14 protein-coding genes and 1 pseudogene are annotated in these 18,606 nt (G+C 60.3%); 10 read left to right on the top strand and 5 right to left on the bottom strand.

Going from position 1 to position 18,606, the window contains the following annotated elements:
• Positions 1-288 precede the first annotated feature (288 nt).
• The 9 genes from rpsF to PMI35_RS17970 all read left to right on the top strand — a co-directional run bounded on the left by rpsF (position 289) and on the right by PMI35_RS17970 (position 13,495).
• Complete coding sequence (gene rpsF / locus PMI35_RS17930) at positions 289-711, top strand: 30S ribosomal protein S6 (protein ID WP_003217491.1); 423 nt, start codon at positions 289-291, stop codon at positions 709-711.
• A 28-nt stretch (positions 712-739) separates the two neighbouring features.
• Positions 740-970 carry a 30S ribosomal protein S18 gene (gene rpsR / locus PMI35_RS17935; RefSeq protein WP_002551829.1) on the top strand — a complete coding sequence of 77 codons (231 nt, stop codon included), beginning with the start codon at positions 740-742 and terminating at the stop codon, positions 968-970.
• Between the two features lie 36 nt (positions 971-1,006).
• Positions 1,007-1,900 (top strand): hypothetical protein, encoded by an 894-nt coding sequence (locus tag PMI35_RS17940; RefSeq protein ID WP_008058986.1) that lies wholly within the window; start codon positions 1,007-1,009, stop codon positions 1,898-1,900.
• A 19-nt stretch (positions 1,901-1,919) separates the two neighbouring features.
• Entirely contained in the window at positions 1,920-2,366 is a 447-nt protein-coding gene (rplI, locus tag PMI35_RS17945; protein WP_008058981.1) for a 50S ribosomal protein L9, read from the top strand.
• Positions 2,367-2,498: 132 nt separating this feature from the next.
• Positions 2,499-3,896 (top strand): replicative DNA helicase, encoded by a 1,398-nt coding sequence (gene dnaB / locus PMI35_RS17950; protein WP_008058980.1) that lies wholly within the window; start codon positions 2,499-2,501, stop codon positions 3,894-3,896.
• A 188-nt stretch (positions 3,897-4,084) separates the two neighbouring features.
• A complete protein-coding gene (locus tag PMI35_RS17955) occupies positions 4,085-6,388 on the top strand; it encodes a YgiQ family radical SAM protein (RefSeq protein ID WP_008058979.1) in 2,304 nt (767 codons plus the stop codon).
• A gap of 366 nt (positions 6,389-6,754) precedes the next feature.
• Positions 6,755-10,030 carry a transglutaminase family protein gene (locus PMI35_RS17960; protein ID WP_008058978.1) on the top strand — a complete coding sequence of 1,092 codons (3,276 nt, stop codon included), beginning with the start codon at positions 6,755-6,757 and terminating at the stop codon, positions 10,028-10,030.
• Positions 10,031-10,118: 88 nt separating this feature from the next.
• On the top strand, positions 10,119-12,605 hold the full coding sequence (locus PMI35_RS17965) for a circularly permuted type 2 ATP-grasp protein (protein WP_008058976.1): 2,487 nt from the start codon (positions 10,119-10,121) through the stop codon (positions 12,603-12,605).
• Positions 12,605-13,495, top strand: a complete 891-nt coding sequence (locus PMI35_RS17970) for a transglutaminase family protein (RefSeq protein WP_008058974.1) — start codon at positions 12,605-12,607, stop codon at positions 13,493-13,495. The genes PMI35_RS17965 and PMI35_RS17970 overlap by 1 nt, the downstream gene beginning before the upstream one ends.
• Before the next feature lie 180 nt (positions 13,496-13,675).
• On the opposite strand, the gene PMI35_RS17975 is transcribed toward PMI35_RS17970, so the two are convergent.
• Both PMI35_RS17975 and PMI35_RS0132550 read right to left on the bottom strand, forming a co-directional pair.
• Complete coding sequence (locus tag PMI35_RS17975; RefSeq protein ID WP_008058972.1) at positions 13,676-13,864, bottom strand: hypothetical protein; 189 nt, start codon at positions 13,862-13,864, stop codon at positions 13,676-13,678.
• A gap of 70 nt (positions 13,865-13,934) precedes the next feature.
• A pseudogene (locus PMI35_RS0132550) lies at positions 13,935-14,500 on the bottom strand (TIGR00730 family Rossman fold protein).
• 344 nt (positions 14,501-14,844) lie between these two features.
• Between PMI35_RS0132550 and azu the strand changes: the two are divergent.
• The gene (gene azu / locus PMI35_RS17980) at positions 14,845-15,291 is read left to right on the top strand and encodes an azurin (RefSeq protein ID WP_008058963.1); all 447 of its coding nucleotides are present in this window, start codon (positions 14,845-14,847) and stop codon (positions 15,289-15,291) included.
• Between the two features lie 188 nt (positions 15,292-15,479).
• Here the strand turns inward: azu and nadE are convergent, their stop codons facing one another.
• The 3 genes from nadE to PMI35_RS17995 form a co-directional block, all read right to left on the bottom strand.
• Positions 15,480-16,307, bottom strand: coding sequence for an ammonia-dependent NAD(+) synthetase (gene nadE, locus PMI35_RS17985; RefSeq protein ID WP_008058961.1), 828 nt, complete (start codon positions 16,305-16,307; stop codon positions 15,480-15,482).
• Between the two features lie 14 nt (positions 16,308-16,321).
• Positions 16,322-17,527: a nicotinate phosphoribosyltransferase gene (gene pncB, locus PMI35_RS17990; RefSeq protein WP_008058960.1), complete on the bottom strand. Its 1,206-nt coding sequence runs from the start codon at positions 17,525-17,527 to the stop codon at positions 16,322-16,324.
• 77 nt (positions 17,528-17,604) lie between these two features.
• Positions 17,605-18,492 (bottom strand): LysR family transcriptional regulator, encoded by an 888-nt coding sequence (locus tag PMI35_RS17995; RefSeq protein WP_008058958.1) that lies wholly within the window; start codon positions 18,490-18,492, stop codon positions 17,605-17,607.
• Positions 18,493-18,606 lie beyond the last annotated feature (114 nt).

Raw genomic sequence — 18,606 nt, 5'->3', positions numbered from 1 at the left:
CTCCGGGCGGCGTTCCGACGATAGCGGAGTTACATTCAGCATCAATGTTGAATGTTGCGCCCCCATCGCGAGCGGGCTCGCTCCCACAGTGTTTTGTGGTGTGGCATGAATTGAAGGTTGTTCAAATAATCACCAATTCCCTTGCGCCTCCCACGCCCCTTCTCTACAATTGCGCCCCTTGCTGTGATGGCAGGCACCAACGTGTCTAGCGTCCACAAGTCCATAAGTGTCATTCACTCCTTGTCTGACCGCTTTTGAGCGGCAGGCTACAACCCGTAAGGAGCATTCATGCGTCATTACGAAATCATCTTTTTGGTCCACCCGGATCAAAGCGAGCAAGTCGGCGGCATGGTTGAGCGTTACACCAAGCTGATCGAAGAAGACGGCGGCAAAATCCACCGTCTGGAAGATTGGGGCCGTCGTCAACTGGCCTACGCAATCAACAATGTTCACAAGGCTCACTACGTGATGCTGAACGTTGAGTGCACTGGCAAGGCCCTGGCCGAGCTGGAAGACAACTTCCGCTACAACGATGCAGTGATCCGTAACCTGGTCATCCGTCGCGAAGAAGCCGTTACCGGCCAATCCGAGATGCTCAAGGCTGAAGAAAACCGCAGTGAGCGCCGTGAGCGTCGCGACCGTCCTGAGCACGAAGGCGCTGAAAGCGCTGATAGTGATGACAGCGACAACAGCGATAACGCTGACGAGTAATCCACGGACCTTTTAAGGAGCCTATCAAATGGCACGTTTCTTCCGTCGTCGTAAATTCTGCCGCTTCACCGCTGAAGACGTGAAAGAGATCGATTACAAAGATCTCAACACTCTGAAAGCCTACGTATCCGAGACCGGCAAAATCGTTCCAAGCCGCATCACCGGTACCAAAGCTCGTTATCAGCGTCAGCTGGCCACCGCTATCAAGCGCGCCCGCTTCCTGGCCCTGCTGGCCTACACCGACAGCCACGGCCGCTGAGACCGGGCAGTCGACACGTAGCAAAGGATTGAATGTATGCGTGCCTTAGCTGAGTTCATCATGCGGGGCCGTATGCAGGCCACTCTCGTAGTGGCTGGATGCGCGGCATTGCCGTTGTTGTATTGGTTGGGTGCTGCCGCCGGATGTCTTGTGCTCCTGCGGCGCGGATTGAGGGACGCCCTGGGCGTTCTTGCTCTGGGACTGCTGCCGGCGTTGATCTGGTGGCTTTACTCCGACGACCCACGAGCACTTCTGGTGCTGCTGGGGTCTGCAAGCCTTGCGTTGGTTTTGCGCGCAAGCGAGTCCTGGAACCGCGTGCTGCTGGTCAGCATAGCGATGGGAGTGGTGTTTTCAGTGGTGCTGGGGGCGGTTTTCGGTCCCCAGATCGAGATGCTGGCGCAGGCTTTGATAAAAGTCATGCCGTCGCTACTCGGTGAGGTCTACCAGCAAATGTCGGTAGACGAGCAAGCGCGTTTCGCGTCCCTGATTACACCAATCCTGACCGGCCTGATTGCGGCCTTGTTGCAAATCGTCAGTGTGCTGAGCCTGATTGTCGGGCGCTACTGGCAGGCGTTGTTGTACAACCCCGGTGGTTTCGGTCGCGAGTTTCGCGCCGTCCGAATCCCGCTGGGTCCCGCGATGTTGCTGCTGGCGGGCATGGTTGTGACACCGAATCTCGGTGTCCAGATGTCCATGCTTGTACCGCTGTGCAGCGTACCGCTGGTTTTCGCCGGGCTGGCCCTGATTCACGGGCTGGTGGCGCAAAAGCGACTGGCCAGATTCTGGCTGGTGGGGTTGTACGTCACGCTGTTGCTGTTCATGCAGCTGATCTATCCGTTGCTGGTGGTCTTGGCCATCGTCGACAGCCTGATTGATTTTCGCGGTCGTCTGGCGCCGAAAGACGCCGATGACGCGAACGGTGAAGGTTAAAAGTTAAGAGGATTTTCACATGCAACTGATCCTTCTGGAAAAAGTCACCAACCTGGGCAACCTGGGTGACAAAGTGAACGTTAAGGCTGGTTACGGTCGTAACTACCTGCTGCCTTACGGCAAAGCTACCGCTGCGACCCCAGCCAACCTGGCTGCGTTCGAAGAGCGTCGTGCTGAGCTGGAAAAAGCCGCAGCAGATCGTAAATCGTCGGCTGAAAGCCGCGCTGCCCAACTGGCCGAGCTGGAAGTGACCATCACTGCCACCGCTGGCGACGAAGGCAAGCTGTTCGGTTCGATCGGTACTCACGACATCGCTGACGCACTGACCGCCTCCGGCGTTGAAGTAGCGAAAAGCGAAGTTCGTCTGCCGAACGGCACCATCCGCAACGTAGGTGAATTCGACGTAGCCGTGCACCTGCACGCCGAAGTTGAAGCCACCGTACGCGTTGTCGTGGTAGCAGCTTAAGCAGCACTTGTCGGCTGGCACCCTCGGGTGCTTGCCGGTAACATCGGGCACGATCCTGTTCACAGGTCGTGCCCTTTGTCTTTCTGGTAACACCCGTTTTCAAACCCCTGCTTTTCAAAAAACCAAGTGGCCATGAACGAAATCTCTGCTCCCGAGCAATACGATCTGCAAACCGCCGCGCTGAAGGTGCCGCCGCATTCCATCGAAGCCGAACAGGCTGTACTCGGTGGTCTGATGCTGGACAACAACGCCTGGGAACGCGTGCTCGATCAAGTCTCCGACGGCGATTTCTATCGACATGACCACCGTCTGATTTTCCGTGCGATCGCCAAGCTGGCCGATCAGAACATGCCGATCGACGTCGTGACCCTGTCCGAGCAACTGGACAAGGAAGGTCAGACCTCGCAGGTCGGCGGCCTCGGTTACCTGGGCGAACTGGCGAAAAACACGCCATCGGTCGCCAACATCAAGGCCTATGCGCAGATCGTTCGTGAGCGGGCAACCTTGCGCCAGCTGATCGGCATCAGCACCGAAATCGCCGACAGCGCTTTCAACCCGGAAGGCCGTACCGCCGCCGAGATTCTCGACGAAGCCGAACGGCAGATCTTCCAGATCGCCGAGGCCCGGCCTAAAACCGGCGGCCCGGTGGGTGTGAATGACCTGTTGACCAAGGCCATCGACCGCATCGACACCCTGTTCAACACCGACAACGCCATCACTGGCCTGTCCACCGGTTACACCGACCTCGACGAGAAGACCAGCGGCCTGCAGCCGGCCGACTTGATCATCGTTGCCGGCCGTCCGTCCATGGGTAAGACCACCTTTGCCATGAACCTGGTGGAAAACGCCGTGTTGCGCAGCGAGAAGGCGGTTCTGGTTTACTCGCTGGAGATGCCAGGCGAATCGCTGATCATGCGTATGTTGTCGTCGCTGGGGCGTATCGACCAGACCAAGGTGCGTTCCGGCCAGCTGGAAGATGACGATTGGCCACGCCTGACCTCGGCGGTCAACCTGCTCAACGATCGCAAGCTGTTCATCGACGATACCGCCGGTATCAGCCCGTCGGAAATGCGTGCGCGGACCCGCCGTCTGGTACGTGAGCATGGCGAAGTCGGCCTGATCATGATCGACTACCTGCAGCTCATGCAGATCCCGGGCTCCAGCGGTGATAACCGGACCAACGAAATTTCCGAGATCTCGCGATCCCTGAAAGCCTTGGCCAAGGAATTCAACTGCCCGGTCGTTGCGCTGTCACAGCTCAACCGTTCCCTGGAACAGCGCCCGAACAAACGCCCGGTGAACTCCGACTTGCGCGAATCCGGAGCGATCGAGCAGGACGCCGACGTGATCATGTTCGTGTACCGCGACGAGGTGTATCACCCGGAGACCGAGCACAAAGGCATTGCCGAGATCATCATCGGCAAGCAGCGGAACGGGCCGATTGGCTTTATTCGCCTGGCCTTTATCGGCAAATACACGCGATTCGAGAACCTGGCGCCGGGTAGCTACAACTTCGACGACGACGAGTGATTTGTAGCGCCTGATCGGACGCCATCGCGGGCAAGCCCGCTCCCACAGGGTTATCACTGTCCTTGTGGGAGCTGGCTTGCCAGCGATAAGGTCACCACAATTTCCGACCACAGCCGTCGGAATTGGTCAAAATTTGTGCTATATTCCGCGCCCGCGAAATTCAATGAAAGCCAACACCGGTTATCGACATGCAAGCAGCCAAGCCGTTATTTGACTATCCCAAGTACTGGGCCGAATGTTTCGGACCAGCGCCATTCCTGCCGATGAGCAGGGAGGAGATGGATCAGCTTGGCTGGGATTCCTGCGACATCATCATCGTCACCGGTGATGCCTACGTCGATCACCCGTCGTTCGGCATGGCGATCATCGGCCGGCTGCTGGAGTCCCAGGGCTTCCGCGTCGGGATCATTGCCCAGCCGAACTGGCAGTCCAAAGACGATTTCATGAAGCTTGGCGAGCCGAACCTGTTCTTCGGTGTCGCGGCCGGCAACATGGACTCGATGATCAACCGCTACACCGCCGACAAGAAAATCCGCTCCGACGACGCCTACACCCCGGGTGGCCTGGCGGGCAAGCGTCCGGATCGCGCGAGCCTGGTCTACAGCCAGCGCTGCAAGGAAGCCTACAAGCACGTGCCGATCGTGCTCGGTGGCATCGAAGCGTCCCTGCGCCGCATCGCCCACTACGATTACTGGCAGGACCGGGTGCGTAACTCGATCCTGATCGACGCTTGCGCCGACATCCTGCTCTACGGCAACGCCGAGCGTGCGATCGTCGAAGTCGCCCAGCGCCTGTCCTACGGTCACAAGATCGAAGACATCACCGATGTGCGCGGCACCGCGTTCATTCGCCGCGACACACCGAAAGACTGGTACGAAGTCGACTCCACGCGTATCGACCGTCCGGGCAAGATCGACAAGATCATCAACCCGTACGTGAACACCCAAGACACCCAGGCCTGCGCCATCGAGCAGGAAAAGGGGCCGGTTGAAGATCCACAGGAAGCCAAGGTCGTGCAGATCCTGGCCAGCCCGAAGATGACCCGCGACAAGACCGTGATCCGTCTGCCGTCGGTGGAAAAGGTCCGCAACGACGCAGTGCTCTACGCCCACGCCAACCGCGTGCTGCACCTGGAAACCAACCCGGGCAACGCCCGTGCCCTGGTGCAGAAGCACGGCGAAGTGGACGTCTGGTTCAACCCGCCACCGATTCCGATGACCACCGAAGAAATGGACTACGTCTTCGGCATGCCTTACGCCCGCATTCCGCACCCGGCGTATGGCAAGGAGAAGATCCCGGCCTACGACATGATCCGCTTCTCGGTGAACATCATGCGTGGCTGCTTCGGCGGCTGTACCTTCTGCTCGATCACCGAGCACGAAGGCCGGATCATCCAGAACCGCTCCCACGAATCGATCATCCGAGAGATCGAAGAAATTCGTGACAAAGTTCCCGGTTTTACCGGCGTGATCTCCGACCTGGGCGGCCCGACCGCGAACATGTATCGCATAGCCTGCAAGACTCCGGAAATCGAATCCGCGTGCCGCAAGCCGTCCTGCGTGTTCCCTGGTATCTGTCCGAACCTGAACACCGACCACTCGGCGCTGATCCAGTTGTACCGCAGCGCCCGTGAATTGCCGGGTGTGAAGAAGATCCTGATCGCCTCCGGCCTGCGTTATGACCTCGCGGTCGAGTCGCCGGAGTACGTTAAAGAGCTGGTAACCCACCACGTCGGTGGCTACCTGAAGATCGCCCCGGAACACACCGAGGAAGGTCCGCTCAACCAGATGATGAAACCGGGCATCGGCAGCTATGACAAGTTCAAGCGCATGTTCGAGAAGTACTCCAAGGAAGCAGGCAAGGAGCAGTACCTGATTCCGTACTTCATCGCGGCCCACCCGGGCACCACCGACGAAGACATGATGAACCTGGCCCTGTGGCTCAAGGGCAATGGTTTCCGTGCCGACCAGGTGCAGGCGTTCTACCCGTCGCCGATGGCCACCGCCACCGCGATGTACCACTCGGGCAAGAACCCGCTGCGCAAGGTCACCTACAAGAGTGACGCGGTTACCATCGTCAAGAGCGAAGAGCAGCGTCGCCTGCACAAGGCGTTCCTGCGTTATCACGATCCGAAAGGCTGGCCGATGCTACGTGAAGCGCTGACCCGCATGGGCCGTGCCGATCTGATCGGGCCGGGCAAGAACCAGTTGATCCCGCTGCACCAGCCGTCCACCGACAGCTACCAGAGTGCCCGTCGCAAGAACTCGACGCCGGCCGGCAGCCACAAGGTTGCAGGGGAAAAGACCACCAAGATCCTGACCCAGCATACCGGCCTGCCACCACGCGCCAGCGATGGCGGTAACCCGTGGGACAAGCGTGAGCAGGCCAAGGCGGCGGCATTCGCCCGCAACCAGCAGGCAGCCAAGGAGCGCAAGGAAGCGGCCAAAGGCAAGGGACCCAAGCCTGCGCGCAAGCCGGTCGTGCCGCGCTAAGCCGCGCTTGAGCTGAACAAAACGCCAACCTTCGGGTTGGCGTTTTGCGTTTCCGGGTTTAACCATTTGTGCTGGAGCCACTGGCCTCTTCGCGGGCAAGCCCGCTCCCACAGTGTTCGAGGTTGCACGCGATTGCGTGTTCGCAGCAGTTCCCTGTGGGAGCGGGCTTGCCCGCGAAGAGGCCCGAACAGGCGGCGACTTCACAACTTCCCGCCACAAATCCGTGCAACTCTCTCCAACCAATTTCCCGCATCGCCCGATTTTGGTGCTGTACTGCCTCCTGCAACGGGAGAAAGCGCCAGCACTGCTGGATGGCATAAGTCTTGCGCGCTTTCCAATACGCTTAGGGCTCGCAGGAGGCACGCCGTGTCGATTCATGTCGCATTGCACCACGTCACACATTATCGCTATGACCGCGCTGTCGAGTTGGGCCCGCAGATCGTTCGCCTGCGTCCCGCCGCCCACAGCCGCACGCGGATACTTTCCTATGCGCTGAAAGTCTCGCCCGAGCAGCATTTCATCAATTGGCAGCAGGACCCCCAGGGTAATTACCTGGCTAGGCTGGTGTTCCCGGAGAAAACCGAAGAGCTGCGGATCGAAGTCGATCTGCTGGCGGAAATGGCGGTGTTCAATCCGTTCGACTTTTTCCTTGAGCCCTACGCCGAAAAAATTCCATTCGCTTACGCGACCGACGAGCGCAAGGAGCTGGCGCCGTACCTGGAAACCTTGCCCCTGACGCCGAAGTTCAAGGCCTACCTGGATGGCATCGACCGCACGCCATTGCCGGCGGTGGATTTCCTCGTTGCGCTCAACCAGCGTCTGAGCGAAGACATCAACTACCTGATCCGCATGGAGCCGGGGGTGCAAACGCCCGAGCACACCCTGGAGCAGGCCTCCGGTTCCTGCCGTGATTCGGCGTGGTTGCTGGTGCAACTGCTTCGTCACCTGGGGCTGGCCGCGCGTTTCGTGTCGGGCTACCTGATTCAATTGACCGCCGACCTGAAAAGCCTCGACGGTCCTTCCGGTACCGAAGTGGACTTCACCGACCTGCACGCCTGGTGCGAGGTATATCTGCCCGGTGCCGGCTGGATCGGCCTGGATGCAACCTCCGGGCTGTTTGCCGGTGAAGGACACATCCCGTTGGCCTGTAGTCCCGATCCATCCTCTGCGGCACCGATCAGTGGCTTGGTGGAACCGTGCGAGTGCGAATTCAGCCACGAAATGTCGGTGGAGCGAATCTGGGAAGCCCCGCGGGTCACCAAGCCCTACACCGAAGAGCAGTGGCTGGCGATCCAGGCCCTGGGCCGGCAGATCGATGCCGACCTGCTCGAAGGCGACGTGCGCCTGACCATGGGCGGTGAGCCGACCTTTGTGTCCATCGATGATCCGGACGGTGCGGAGTGGAACACCGCGGCGCTGGGGCCGAGCAAGCGCCGGCTGTCCGCCGAACTGTTCCAGCGCATGCGCAAGCGTTATGCCCCGCAAGGCCTGGTGCATTTTGGCCAGGGCAAATGGTATCCCGGCGAACAACTGCCGCGCTGGTCGCTCAATTGCTATTGGCGCCGCGACGGTGTGCCGATCTGGCACGACAGCGCGCTGATCGCCGACGAGCAACAGGATTACGGCGCCAATGGCGAGCTGGCCGGGCGTTTTCTGGCGAGTGTCGCCGAGCGCTTGAACATTCCTACGCGCTTTGTGTTTCCAGCCTACGAAGACAATTTCTATTACCTCTGGCGCGAAGGCACTTTGCCGCAGAACGTCAGCGCCGAAGACTCGCGACTCGAAGAGCCTTTGGAGCGTGCGCGTTTGCGCAAAGTCTTCAGTCAGGGCCTGGAAAAGGTGATTGGCCAGGTCCTGCCCTTGGCGCGCACCGCCAAGGGTGATCAGTGGCAAAGCGGCCGTTGGTACCTGCGTGACGAGCACTGCCGGCTGGTGCCGGGGGACTCGCCGCTGGGGTATCGCCTGCCTCTGGGTTCACAGCCGTGGGTGAAGGCGGCGGAATATCCGTTCATTCACCCCAACGATCCCAATCAGGATTTCCCGGCGCTACCTGGTACGGAACAACTGCAGCGCCAGGGCGCGGCGGCGTTGATTGAAGATCGGGCACCCAAGGTCGATGAGTCCGCCGACTGGCTGACCCGCACCGCCTTCTGCGCCGAAGCACGGGAAGGCCGGTTGTACCTGTTCATGCCGCCGCTGGAGCGGGTCGAGGATTATCTGGAGTTAGTGACAGCCATCGAGGCCACGGCCCGGGAGCTGGATTGCCCGGTATTGTTGGAAGGTTACGAGCCACCGAGCGATCCGCGCCTGAGCAACTTTCGCATTACCCCTGATCCCGGCGTGATCGAAGTCAACGTGCAGCCATCCGCGACCTGGGACGAGTTGGTTGAGCGCACTGAGTTTCTTTACGAAGAAGCGCGCCAGACCCGACTCACCACCGAGAAATTCCTGATCGACGGCCGGCACACCGGCACCGGTGGTGGCAACCACTTCGTACTGGGGGGCGCGACGCCGGCGGATTCACCGTTTCTGCGGCGTCCGGATTTGCTGCGCAGCCTGATCAGCTACTGGCATAACCATCCGTCCTTGTCCTACCTGTTTTCCGGGCTGTTCATCGGCCCGACGTCCCAGGCCCCACGCGTCGACGAAGCACGCAACGACGCCTTGTATGAACTGGAAATCGCCTTCGCCCAGATGCCTGCGCCGGGCGAAGAGTGCGCCCCGTGGTTGGTGGATCGCCTGCTGCGCAACCTGTTGATCGACGTGACCGGCAACACCCATCGCGCCGAGTTCTGCATCGACAAACTCTATTCACCGGATGGCGCGACCGGTCGTCTGGGCTTGCTGGAGTTGCGTGCCTTTGAAATGCCACCCCATGCGCGCATGAGTCTGGCCCAGCAGTTATTGCTGAGGGCATTGGTTGCACGGTTCTGGCGCGAGCCTTATGCGCCGCCAAAACTGGCGCGCTGGGGCACCGAACTGCATGACCGGTTCCTGTTGCCGCATTTTATCGAACAGGATTTCGCTGACGTGGTCGCCGATCTCAACGCCGCCGGTTATCCGGTGCGGACGGAGTGGTTTGCGGCGCACCTGCAGTTCCGCTTTCCCAAGGTCGGCGACTACGCCGTCAATGGCATTGCGCTGGAACTGCGCCAGGCACTTGAGCCATGGCATGTATTGGGCGAGGAGGGCGCGGCCGGTGGCACGGTGCGCTACGTCGACTCGTCCCTGGAGCGCCTGCAGGTCAAGCTCAACGGATTGCCGCCGCAACGCTATCTGCTGACCTGCAACGGCCTGCCTGTGCCGTTGCAGCCCACTGGGCGGGTCGGCGAGTTCGTCGCCGGTGTGCGCTTCCGTGCCTGGCAACCGGCCAACTGCCTGCAGCCGACCATCCCGGTCCATGCGCCGCTGGTGTTCGACCTGCTCGACACCTGGATGGGCCGTTCGCTGGGCGGTTGCCAGTATCACGTCGCCCATCCGGGGGGGCGCAACTACGAGACGTTGCCAGTGAACGCCAATGAAGCCGAGAGCCGGCGTATGGCGCGTTTCTTCCGAATCGGACACACGCCGGGGAAACTTCCGATACCCAATATGGAAATTAACGACGAGCTACCGATGACACTCGATTTACGACGTTTCTAATTCGTACGCGACGCCCGGATTTTTCGTCTATCCGGGCGTCATGAGCGTGCGTTAGTCTGACCGATCAATGCTGTCTGCCGAGCTTTCCATGCCTGACCTGCTAGACCGCTACCCGCTGACGGCGGGCACCTATCACGAATTGCTCGACGACAGCGGTGCCATAAGGCCGCACTGGCGTCGGCTGTTCGATCAGTTGCAGCGCAGCACGCCCGTGCAGTTGGTGCAGCGCCAGGCATTGCTGACCCGGCAGATCCAGGAAAACGGCGTCACCTATAACGTCTACGCCGATCCCAAGGGCGCCGATCGGCCATGGGAGCTGGACTTGCTGCCCCATGTGATTGCCGCCGATGAGTGGGAGCAATTGTCCGCCGGCATCGCCCAGCGTGCGCGTTTGCTCAATGCCGTACTGGCCGATCTCTATGGCCCGCAACGCTTGATTGCCGAAGGTCTGCTGCCGGCGGAGCTGGTATTTGGCCACAACAATTTCCTCTGGCCCTGTCAGGGCATCAAGCCGCCTGACGGAGCCTTTTTGCATCTGTACGCCGTGGATCTGGCGCGTACACCCGATGGCCGCTGGTGGGTAACGGCCGATCGTACTCAGGCGCCGTCCGGCGCTGGCTACGCTCTGGAAAACCGCACCATCGTGTCTCGGGCCTTTCCCGAGTTGTATCGTGATTTGAAGGTGCAGCACCTGGCGGGATTCTTCCGCACCCTCCAGGAGACACTGGCCCGTCAGGCGCCAAGTGATGAAGATGCACCGCTGGTGGTGCTGCTGACGCCGGGGCGTTTCAACGAAAGCTATTTCGAACACCTGTACCTGGCCCGCCAGCTTGGCTACCCGTTGGTGGAAGGTGGCGACCTCACGGTGCGCGATGCCACGGTCTACCTGAAGACCCTGAGTGGTCTGCGTCGGGTCCACGCGATCATGCGCCGGCTCGACGATGACTTCTGCGACCCGCTGGAATTGCGCACCGACTCGGCCCTGGGCGTACCGGGCCTGCTCGAAGCCGTGCGCCAGGGTCGGGTGCTGGTGGCCAACGCCCTCGGCAGCGGTGTGCTGGAGTCGCCGGGCTTGCTGGGTTTCCTGCCGAAGATCAACCAGTTCCTGTTTGGCGAAGAACTGATCCTGCCGTCCATTGCCACCTGGTGGTGCGGGGAGGCGCCGGTGCTGGCCCAGGCCCTTGAAAAAATGCCGGAGCTGCTGATCAAGCCGGCGTTTCCGTCCCAGAGTTTCGCCCCGCTATTCGGTCGGGATTTGAGTGAAAAACAGCGCCAGGAGCTCGCCGAGCGCATGCAGGCGCGGCCGTATGCTTATGTTGCGCAAGAACTTGCGCAATTGTCCCAGGCGCCGATATGGCAGGCCGAGGACGGTCAACTGCAACCGCGGGCCATCGGCATGCGCGTGTATGCGGTGGCCAGTCGCGACGGCTATCGGGTGTTGCCCGGTGGCTTGACCCGTGTGGCCGCGCAAGCGGATGCCGAGGTGGTATCGATGCAGCGCGGTGGCGCCAGCAAGGACACCTGGGTGCTGGGCGAACGTTCACCGAGCGGCGAACAGTGGACAGCCCAGCGCAATATCGGCGTGCATGACCTGGTGCGCCGCGATCCTTATTTGCCGTCGCGGGTGGTGGAAAACCTGTTCTGGTTCGGCCGTTATTGCGAACGCTGCGATGACAGCGCCCGATTGCTGCGAATCATGCTGGCGCGTTATGTCGACGGCGATGATCCGCAGGCCCTGGAGGCGGCGGTCGATCTTGGCGAACGACTGATGCTGTTGCCCGATGAAGGCGAACTGCCGGAGCGATTGCTGGCGGCGATACTCGGCGAGGACTGGCCGTTCAGCCTGCGTTCCAACCTGCAACGTTTGCAGTGGGCGGCCTCGCAGGTGCGTGGCAAGCTGTCGCGGGAGAACTGGCAGGCGCTGGTGGAGCTGCAACGCGAAGCGATGGAGCTCGAGACCGATGAACCGGACTTCGGCGAGTTGCTCGACTTCCTCAACCGGCTGGTGATGTCCCTGGCGGCGCTGTCTGGTTTTGCCTTGGACGACATGACCCGGGACGAAGGCTGGCGCTTCCTGATGATCGGCCGGCGGCTCGAACGCCTGCAGTTTCTCAGCGGCAGCCTGGCGGCGTTCCTGCGTGGCGCCGGGGCTTTCGATCAGGCGGGACTGGAATGGTTGCTGGAGCTGGGCAACAGCAGCATTACCTATCGTTCGCGGTACCTGGCGGTGGCGCAATTGATCCCGGTGCTCGACCTGTTGTTGCTCGATGAGCAGAACCCGCACGCGGTGCTGTTTCAGTTGAAACTGGTGACCCGCACGCTCAAACGCCTGTGCGACGACTTCGGTGTACCTCGCGAAGCGGGCCTGCCACAGTTGGTGGAGCGTCTGGCGCGCTTCGATCTGGGCTGCCTGGAAAACCCATTGTTTGGCGCCGCCAGCGTGCGTGCTGCCATCGAAGGGCTGGCCGATCTGCTGCAGGAAATTGCCGATGCCAGCGGGCAGGTTTCGGATCGCCTGGCCTTGCGTCACTTCGCCCACGTCGATGATGTCAGCCAGCGCACGGTGTCCGTCTGATGAGCGCTCACTACCAGATTTTCCACGATACCCATTATCACTACGACAGCCCGGTGTCCCTGGCCCAGCAACTGGCGCATTTGTGGCCCAGGCCTTGTGCGTGGCAGCGCTGCTCCGACCAGCAATTGCAGATCAGTCCCGACCCGACTTCACGTCGCGATGAGCTGGATGTGTTCGGCAATCCGTTAACCCGGCTGGCGTTCGAGCGCCCCCATGATGAACTGCTGGTCAACGCCAGCCTGACGATTGAGGTGCTGACCCGGCCCTTGGTCGATTTCAATCGATCCCCAGCTTGGGAGGACACCCGCAACGCGCTGACCTACAGCAGCCAGCCGCTTTCACCGCAATTGCTTGAAGCCTGCCGTTACCGGTTCGAATCGCCTTATGTGCATTTGAAGCGCAACTTCGTCGAGTTTTCCGAGAGCTGCTTTCCGGCGGGGCGGCCGCTGTTGCTCGGGGTCCAGGCCTTGATGGAGAAAATCTTCAGCGAATTCACCTTCGATGCCGAAGCGACGCAGGTTGCGACCCCCCTGGTGGAAGTGCTGGAACGCCGGCGCGGGGTTTGTCAGGACTTCGCCCACCTGATGCTCGCTTGCATACGCTCTCGTGGATTGGCTGCGCGCTACATCAGCGGCTATCTGTTGACCCAGCCACCGCCCGGTCAGCCGCGATTGATTGGCGCCGATGCGTCGCATGCCTGGATCTCGGTGTTTTGCCCGGTGTCAGGCTGGGTGGATTTCGATCCGACCAACAATGTGCAACCGGCGCTGGAACACATCACCTTGGCCTGGGGCCGGGATTTCTCCGATGTGTCGCCGTTGCGCGGGGTCATTCTGGGCGGAGGCAACCATGATCCCGAAGTTCGCGTCACAGTGATGCCATTGGAATAGCCATGCCCCCTTGTAGGAGCTGCCGAAGGCTGCGATCTTTTGATCTTGAGCTTTTTCAGGCCATTGAAGAGCAAGATCAAAAGATCGCAGCCTTCGGCAGCTCCTACAGGGTCGGCAGCATCGCCGCCAACCCTGGACACAGATCCGTGGGCCTGATCAGATCATCCGGCCCGGAGGGACTCAGGCGTCGGGCGCCTGTTCTTTCGGTGCATCAACATCATCAACATCGTCATCGGCCGCGACTTCACCGTCAGGGTTCAGTGCCGCTTCGTCAGCCATTGCTTTCTTGCGCTGAAGCTTTTCCTCTTTCTTCTGTTCCTTGGCCAGGTCTCTCTGACGTTTGGCGAAGGAGTAATTGGGTTTGGCCATGGGCGATCCTCTGGGGTCGAAGGTGAGGTTTGAGCGGCGCGTATTCTGCCCTGTATCGATGCCTAAGTCGTTAGTCGGGTTTTTGCTCGACCCATTTGGGCGCAACGGTCGGCTGCCAGCGATCGAGGGCGTCGAGCAGCATCTGCGGCGATTCGCTCACCTGCAGCATGTCACGGTGTGCCGCGCGAACGAAGCCTTCGCCGACGATATGATCGAGAAAACCGGTGAGTTTGCTGTAGAAACCATTCACTTCCAGCAAGCCCAACGGTTTGCCGTGGTAGCCCAATTGGCCCCAGGTCCAGACTTCGAACAGCTCTTCCAGGGTACCCAGGCCACCGGGCAAAGCGATGAAGGCATCGCTGAGTTCAGCCATCCGCGCCTTGCGCGCATGCATGCCGTCGACCACTTCCAGGCGGGTCAGGCCGCTGTGGCCGATTTCCTTGTCCTTGAGGCTCTGCGGGATGATGCCGATCACTTCACCGCCGGCCGCCAATGCCGCGTCGGCGACGATGCCCCGTAGACCAGGGTCAGCTTGCGTTCGGCCAAGGCCTGGCCAAGGGCCACGGCCGCTTCACGATAAGCGGGGTTGGTGCCAGTGCTGGCGCCGCAGAATACACAAACGGATGTTAAAGACATGCCTTGCTCCAGGGTCGATCAGGGCCACAGGGTAAAGGCAGGCGCGCTACGCTCCAAGGGCTAAACTTCGCGCCTGGGCGTTTCGCAGGTTCCGCTGGCACCGCAGGCATAGGCGGCGAGCAAGCTGCATAACAGGGTATTGATCGACATGACAGACGCTCCGAAAAATGAGGACAGTCTGATGATAGGGCCGGGGCAGACACCTGGCTGGTAGATTGTCTCGATCGGTCCCATAGCCCGAAAGTTGTATACAGTTTTTGCTTCAGGTCATAGGAACTTGCGAAGTTTTCAGGCAGTCTTCTGTTCATTCGCATTTCTCATTCACCCTGCCTTGGAGATTCACCATGTTTGCCAAACTTGTTGCGGTATCCCTGTTGACACTGGCCAGCAGCCAATTGATGGCTGCCGAGTGCAAAGTCACCGTTGACTCCACTGACCAGATGTCTTTCGACACGAAGGCCATTGAAATCGACAAGAGCTGCAAAACGTTCACCGTGGAATTGAAGCACTCCGGCAACCTGCCGAAAAACGTCATGGGCCACAACCTGGTCATCAGCAAAGAAGCCGACATGCAGCCGATCGCAACCGACGGTCTGAGCGCTGGCATCGACAAGAATTACCTGAAAGAAGGCGACGCCCGCATCATCGCCCACACCAAGATCATCGGCGCCAAGGAAACCGACTCGGTGACCTTCGACGTGTCCAAGCTCGATGCCAATGAAAAGTACGGCTTCTTCTGCTCGTTCCCGGGCCACATTTCGATGATGAAAGGCACTGTGACCCTGAAATAAGCAGGTTCACCGCGTTATCGTTCTTCGCGAGCAGGCTCGCTCCCACAATTAGACCGCGATCAAATGTGGGAGCGAGCCGGCTCCGGGCGGCGTTCCGACGAATGGGCCATCGGCTTCAGCAAATGTGCTGGCCAAAGAAAAGCCCGCTGAGAATCACTCCTCGGCGGGCTTTTTCATTCATTCACCCATCAAGGCGCAAACGGCATCACCCGCTTGTGATGCGTCTTGTTGTACGTGTTTACGATGATCTGGAACGCCTCTTCACGCACCGGCTCGCCGTGCAGGAACGCGTCGATCTCGGCGTAGGTCACGCCATGGGACGCTTCGTCCGGTTTGCCCGGTGACAGGTCTTCGAGGTCGGCGGTCGGGATTTTTTCCACCAGCGATTCCGGTGCGCCGAAGCTGCGGGCGATGGCACGGACCTGGTTTTTCACCAGGCCACTGAGCGGTGCCAGGTCGCAGGCGCCGTCACCGAACTTGGTGAAGAAACCCATTACCGCTTCCGCCGCATGATCGGTGCCGATCACCAGCCCATGGGCCGCGCCGGCGATGGTGTACTGGGCGACCATGCGCATGCGCGCCTTGGTGTTGCCGAGCACGAAATCCACCGACACCGCGTGCTTGCCTTCGAACGCCGCGACTTCGTTGGCCAGGGCTTTGACCGCCGGGCCGATGTTCACCGTGTGGCGCTCGTCCGGTTTGATGAAGTCCACCGAGGCCTGGGCGTCATGTTCATCGAACTGGGTTTCGTACGGCAGCCGCACGGCGATGAATTTGTAGGCGGCATCACCACTGCGCTGGCGCAGCTCACGGACCGCACGCTGGGCCAGCAGGCCGGCAGTCAGGGAGTCGACACCACCACTGATGCCCAGCACCAGGGTCTTGAGCCCGGAATTGACCAGGCAGTCCTGGATGAAGGTAATCCGCCGGGCGACTTCGGCTTCGAGGGCAGCTTCGTCGGCGAACGGCGGTTGGACCTTGAGCTGTTCAGCAATCTCACGCTGTACGGCTTGCATGAATTCACTCCTTGCTAGAGGGGGGCAGGAACTTGGAAAACGTGTCGCAAATAGGCGACGAAATTCGGGTCTGTGCAGTGAGTCTTGCCGGGCTCGTCGGAGATCTTCGCCACCGGCGCGCCGTTGCAGGCCGTCATTTTAAGCACGATGCTCATTGGTTCGACACCCGGAATATCACAGGTCAGGTTGGTGCCGATGCCGAAGCTGACATTGATTCGACCCCGCAGCGCCCGAAAAATCTCCAGGGCCCTGGGCAGCGTCAGGCTGTCGGAGAAGGTCAACGTCTTGCTCATCGGGTCGATGCCAAGCTTGTGATAGTGCGCGATGGCTTTTTCCGCCCACGCCACCGGATCGCCCGAGTCGTGGCGCAAACCGTCGAAAAGCTTGGCGAAAAACAGGTCGAAATCGCCCAGGAACGCATCGATGGTGATGCAGTCGGTTAGCGCGATCCCTAGCAGGCCACGGTATTCGCGAACCCAGCAATCGAGGGCGGCGATCTGGCTGTCGATCAGCCGCGGGCCGAGTTGCTGGTGGGCCATGATCCATTCGTGGGCCATGGTGCCCAGCGGTTTCATGTCCAGTTCCCGCGACAGGTGCACGTTGCTGGTGCCGACGAAGCGCCCGGGGAAATCGTGCTTGAGCACGTTCACCACTTCCTCCTGTACACGGTAGGAGAACCGACGACGGGTGCCGAAATCGGCTACCTGCAATTCGGACAATTCCTCGCTGCTGGCGTTGGCGGTCAGCCAGTCGAACTTGCGATAGAGCTGCTCGCGCGCCTGTTCCAGGACAATCTCCCGATAGCGATAGCGGTTACGCACCTCACTGACGATGGCCAGAATCGGTACCTCGAACAGGATCACGTGCAGCCACGGGCCCCGCAGACGGATGAACAGTTCGCCGTTTTCGATGCCGGTGTGGATATAGCGCAAGTTGAAGCGGAACAGCCCGAGAAAACGCAGGAAATCCGGCTTCAGGAAGCTGATGCGCTCCAGAAAACTCAATTGGTCGACGCTCAGGCTCAGCTCGGCCAGACGTTCGATCTGGAAACGGATCTCCGCCAGGTACGGGCGTAAATCTTCACTATTACGGCAACGAAACTCCCATTCGACCTCTACGTTCGGGTAGTTGTGCAGCACCGCCTGCATCATCGTCAGTTTGTAGAAGTCGGTGTCGAGCAGGTTCTGCACGATGCGATCGGCAAACACACTCTCGCTCATAACGGGGGTTCTCCACATTGAATAAGGCTAGTGGCGCATATCGGTGGTGTTGATTGCCAGCGATTTTTGAAGCGTCCCTACACCTGCTCCAGCATCCACTTCACGAAATCGCGCACCTTGGGCACTTCCGCCGAATGTTCCGGGTACGCCAGGTAATAGGCGTCGGTGCTGGGCATCGCATGCTGCCAGGGAATGACCAGTTTGCCGTCGGCCAGTTCCTCTTCCACCAGGAACCTTGGCAGCAGCGCTACGCCACAGCCGACTTGCGCCGCGCGGATGCACATGTAGAAGGTTTCGAAACGCGGGCCGTGGTAGCTGTGTTCGGTGTGGTAGCCCTGACTGTCGAACCAGTCGTGCCAGGCTTGGGGGCGGGAGGCGTTTTGCAGCAGGACCAGGTCGGTGAGTTGCGTCGGGTCGGTGAACGGCGTGTCGGGCAGGCTGCTTGGGGCACAGACCGGCACAAGCTCTTCGCTGAACAATTTCAGGCATTCGGTGCCCGGACGAGAACCCTGGCCGAAGTAGAACGCCAGGTCGCTGCGCCCCTGCAGCAGGTCGTCGGCTTCCTGTTCATTGCACAGGTCCAGATGGATCGACGGATGGCGCAGGCGCCAGCCCTTGAGGCGTGGCACCAGCCAGCGCGCGCCGAAGGTCGAGGGGGTGGAGACGCGCAGGACTTCGGTTTCACCCCCGTAGGAACGCAGGTAGTGGGTAGACATCTCAACCTGGGTGAGGATTTTTCGTACCTCCACCAGGTAGAGATCGCCCGCTGGCGTCATTTGCAGGCGTCGGCGAACCCGGCGAAACAACAGGTGCTGCAACAGCTCTTCCAGTTGCGCCACCTGTTTACTGACCGCGCTCTGGGTCAGGTTCAGCTCTTCCGCGGCCCGGGTGAAGCTCAGGTGGCGGGTCACGGCTTCGAAACACTGCAGCGCAGCGATCGAGGGCAAATAGCGTTTGTTCAGCATGGGCGGTCCTTTGTACTTGTCTCTTTATTGCCAACAATGCACAGCATGAATAAACGGAATGATATCTCTCTTAATGGTCGTTTGTTGAGTAACCTCGGGAGCGCTAAAACTACA

The sequence above is a fragment of the Pseudomonas sp. GM78 genome (assembly GCF_000282475.1).
Classification (GTDB): Bacteria; Pseudomonadota; Gammaproteobacteria; order Pseudomonadales; family Pseudomonadaceae; genus Aquipseudomonas.
This window is presented reverse-complemented; position numbering and strand designations above follow the sequence as displayed.

Coding starts and splice junctions, on each gene's coding strand:
- rplI (WP_008058981.1), top strand. CDS start 1,920: ATGCAACTGATCCTTCTGGAAAAAGTCACCAACCTGGGCAACCTGGGT.
- PMI35_RS17965 (WP_008058976.1), top strand. CDS start 10,119: ATGCCTGACCTGCTAGACCGCTACCCGCTGACGGCGGGCACCTATCAC.
- PMI35_RS17975 (WP_008058972.1), bottom strand. CDS start 13,864: ATGGCCAAACCCAATTACTCCTTCGCCAAACGTCAGAGAGACCTGGCC.
- PMI35_RS17955 (WP_008058979.1), top strand. CDS start 4,085: ATGCAAGCAGCCAAGCCGTTATTTGACTATCCCAAGTACTGGGCCGAA.
- azu (WP_008058963.1), top strand. CDS start 14,845: ATGTTTGCCAAACTTGTTGCGGTATCCCTGTTGACACTGGCCAGCAGC.
- rpsR (WP_002551829.1), top strand. CDS start 740: ATGGCACGTTTCTTCCGTCGTCGTAAATTCTGCCGCTTCACCGCTGAA.
- PMI35_RS17940 (WP_008058986.1), top strand. CDS start 1,007: ATGCGTGCCTTAGCTGAGTTCATCATGCGGGGCCGTATGCAGGCCACT.
- PMI35_RS17970 (WP_008058974.1), top strand. CDS start 12,605: ATGAGCGCTCACTACCAGATTTTCCACGATACCCATTATCACTACGAC.
- rpsF (WP_003217491.1), top strand. CDS start 289: ATGCGTCATTACGAAATCATCTTTTTGGTCCACCCGGATCAAAGCGAG.
- nadE (WP_008058961.1), bottom strand. CDS start 16,307: ATGCAAGCCGTACAGCGTGAGATTGCTGAACAGCTCAAGGTCCAACCG.
- pncB (WP_008058960.1), bottom strand. CDS start 17,527: ATGAGCGAGAGTGTGTTTGCCGATCGCATCGTGCAGAACCTGCTCGAC.
- dnaB (WP_008058980.1), top strand. CDS start 2,499: ATGAACGAAATCTCTGCTCCCGAGCAATACGATCTGCAAACCGCCGCG.
- PMI35_RS17995 (WP_008058958.1), bottom strand. CDS start 18,492: ATGCTGAACAAACGCTATTTGCCCTCGATCGCTGCGCTGCAGTGTTTC.